This window comes from Rhizobium sp. P1_E1 (assembly GCF_056406015.1).
In genome coordinates this window covers 1-2,667 of the sequence record NZ_JBFUAY010000383.1, presented here as the reverse complement: position 1 = coordinate 2,667, position 2,667 = coordinate 1, and the positions used below count along the sequence as shown (strand labels likewise).

Genomic DNA, 2,667 nt, shown 5'->3' with positions numbered 1-2,667 from the left:
GATTTACGCTATAAATTGCCAGATCAAAACGGTTGGATGAAAGATGTCGCTCGGCGACGGCGACAACGTCGATGACGCGCTCGATTTTGTAGTTGATCTTCCAAAAAATCGACCCGGTCGGGCGAATCGTGGTGCGCAGTTTCGCCTGCGCAAGAACGGTCACGACATGGCCGCGGCGGACAAGCGCGTTGGCAAGTTCGTCGATACTGCTCTCGCGACCGCCGACACGGTCCGGAAGAAAATCGTGATCGGTGACAAGGAGCAACCTCATGGTTCACGCCTCGCCGACTGCAGAGGCCCAAACGATCTCACGTGCTGTCTCGCTGCGTTCAGCGACGGCTGAAAGACCTTCATGCCCAATATGAGCTACGATCGAAGGCATGATGTCGACTTTGGCTTTGGATGACAGTTTCGAAGACGACAAGAGTACTTCGGCGGCGAGTAGTGTCGAGTCGGCGAGCGAATTTGTAAATTCGGGCTTCAGCTTGTTCTGATGTTCGAAGATCATCACTGGATTTTTCGCCGTGTTGTTGTCGTGCACGCGCCGCCAGGAAAGCATCTGATCGACGAAGGCCGACCCGGCGATCATATGGCAACCAAGCGCACAATAGCTGTCCCCCTCGAAGCGCGTAAAAGTCACTGGTTTGGATGGACGGATAAGGTCAAGAATAGCGCGGCGGAACATCATGCCCGACGTCGCGACCCAGTGCCAGCCTTGCTTCCAGGAAGGGATATAAGTCGAGAAGCCGTTGAGAAGCTGACTGGTCGTCGTCTCATCATAGCGCCCTTCCATGACCGCCCGATAACGAAACGATGTACTGTGCAAGGACAGCACACCGTATCGATCATGAAATACACCCATCTCGCAGGCTGCGACGCCGATCGTGTGCCGCGGATTTAGAAACGCCGCGATCATCGTTTCCAAAAACATCGACTCGTAGCGATCATCGGGATCAAGCAGCGATATAAAATCACCCTTCGCTTGGTCAAGGCCTTCAAATATCGTTGGGATTTGACCTAGATTGCTCTTGTTACGAACAAGTCTGATGCGGCTGTCTCCCATCTCGGCAACGATGCGTTCAACGAGCGTGAACTCACCTACGTCGGAGCAGTCATCAACGACAATGAGCTCCCAGTCATTGATTGACTGCTGCCGGACGGATTGGAGCGCTTCAGCGATGTAGCGCGCATAGTTGTAGTGAGTCACGATGACCGAAACGCGTGGCAATGTACCGTCCATGATTTTGCCGTTAACGAGACGAGATTAGATACCTGTCGCCTGCGCCAGCGTCTGATCACTGATAGTCAGCGCCTGGATCACCAAGGCACGCTGGCGGATCTGCAGTCGATAGACGGCATCGTCATCCCCCGCGACGATCAACGAGATTGACTTTCGGATGACTGGAACTGCAGCTGCCAGAGCAGCACGCGCCTCCGCCTTAGATGATGCAGTGCGGAGCTTGCTGGCGGCGGCCTCAAGGGCCGGAACAGCGACGGTCGCTACGCCACCTTGGACTTTCGGTGAGGCCTCGATCCCTCGGGCAAATTTCTCAAGTGCTCCGGCAACGCAATTCTGCGTTACCGAGAGCGGCGCTCCGTTGCACTTCTCGACGTCGCGCTTGAACCGTTGCAGTTTCGTGCTGATGTCGATTGCCGCACGTTGCTGCGACCTTCTTTCAAGAGTCTCGTGGCCGACGGATGGCTGTATCTCACCTCGGTTGCCGTGGGACGCGAAAGAATCGTGCTCCCGCGACTGTACCTTGATGACCAGATCGCGCTCACCCCTTAGCCAGCCTTGGGGGAGGGTGAAGCCTGCTGTTCGTATAACCGACCCAGCCTTTTTYTCACCTCCTAAAAGGCCTAAAGCTTTCGGCGCATAGGCGCTTCGTGAATGATCCTGCGCGAAGCGCCAGAGCGCCTCTTTGCTTCCACTATCGATCGCGCTTGCCAACGCCATGGCGTCCGATGTCAGCGGACCGACCAGTGCAACACCACACRCGGCCAGAATTCGGACCGCCACCGTCGGATTCATTGCCCCACCCCAAGTTTCAACACTACTCTTCGCCCCAGATCAAACATAATCGATATTATTTAAATAAAATCAAGCTCACCAAATTCATAAACTATTTTTATTCGTGAACTTTTTTACATGACTTGCTCCAAGAGAGCGGGTCGATGACGAATTGCGAGTTAATATATTGTGCACTTCAGTTCAACAGTTATAGTTAACCGGATTGACGACTTTAAAAAACCGAGTAGAATCTACCTATCCATGTTCAATGGGTAGGGGATTAGTATGACATTTCATGTTCGTTATTTTGCTGTTGGCATTGCAATTGCGCTCGCCGGCACGTCTACGTCCTTTGGTCAAGTTTCCAAACGAACTGAATACTCGCGCCAAGATGTGCTGACGTCCCTCACGAAGCAAAGCGAGGAGGTTCGTACAAGAGCCATTTGCATTGGTACGAAGGAAAAATGCGCTAAAGAGCAGGCGCCCACGAAGCCCGAGGCCCAAGCGTCCATAAAAGGCTTCGATATGTTGCTTACTTTCGAACTTGGTTCGGCCAAATTGAGTGACGCTGCGAAAAACAATCTCGACATCGTCGCCGAGGCCCTGACCGATGGTCAGTTGCAGGCGCAGAAGTTTCGCGTTGAAGGGCATACAGA

2 protein-coding genes and 2 pseudogenes are annotated in these 2,667 nt (G+C 53.5%); 1 reads left to right on the top strand and 3 read right to left on the bottom strand.

The window, feature by feature from the left end:
• The 3 genes and pseudogenes from AC1D1Z_RS36020 to AC1D1Z_RS36010 all read right to left on the bottom strand — a co-directional run.
• A pseudogene (locus AC1D1Z_RS36020) lies at positions 1–271 on the bottom strand (hypothetical protein); the annotation flags it as partial.
• A 3-nt stretch (positions 272–274) separates the two neighbouring features.
• The gene (locus AC1D1Z_RS36015) at positions 275–1,240 is read right to left on the bottom strand and encodes a glycosyltransferase family 2 protein (RefSeq protein ID WP_477853585.1); all 966 of its coding nucleotides are present in this window, start codon (positions 1,238–1,240) and stop codon (positions 275–277) included.
• Between the two features lie 24 nt (positions 1,241–1,264).
• Positions 1,265–2,032 (bottom strand): hypothetical protein, encoded by a 768-nt coding sequence (locus AC1D1Z_RS36010; RefSeq protein WP_477853583.1) that lies wholly within the window; start codon positions 2,030–2,032, stop codon positions 1,265–1,267.
• A 264-nt stretch (positions 2,033–2,296) separates the two neighbouring features.
• Between AC1D1Z_RS36010 and AC1D1Z_RS36005 the strand changes: the two are divergent.
• A pseudogene (locus tag AC1D1Z_RS36005) lies at positions 2,297–2,667 on the top strand (hypothetical protein); the annotation flags it as partial.

What these genes read in the sequence shown, in the direction of transcription:
- AC1D1Z_RS36015 (WP_477853585.1), bottom strand. Translation starts at nt 1,240, where the DNA reads ATGGACGGTACATTGCCACGCGTTTCGGTCATCGTGACTCACTACAAC.